The 250-nt window shown below is 63.6% G+C and carries 1 pseudogene; it reads right to left on the minus strand.

The window, feature by feature from the left end:
* Positions 1–250: pseudogene (locus tag Q5L94_RS13990) on the minus strand (hypothetical protein); the annotation flags it as partial.

Below are 250 nucleotides of genomic sequence, written 5' to 3' on the forward strand. Positions count from 1 at the left end.
GTGTCGTGCCCCTCAGCCCCCCAGAGTGCATCGTTGCCATCCGCGCCCAAGAGATAGTCGTCGCCGGCCTGACCATAGAGACTGTCATCACCTGCGCGCCCGCTCAGTCGGTCTTCACCCGACCCGCCCACCAGTTGACCATCGCCGGTCAGGATCACCGGCGCTTCTACTTCGGGTTGCGGGCGAAACAGCCCCAAAAGGTCGCGGCGCAGGAAATCGTTCAGGGTCAGCGAGTGGTCTTGTGTGGTGT

Source organism: Idiomarina sp. Sol25 (genome assembly GCF_033052775.1).
Lineage (GTDB): Bacteria > Pseudomonadota > Gammaproteobacteria > Enterobacterales > Alteromonadaceae > Idiomarina.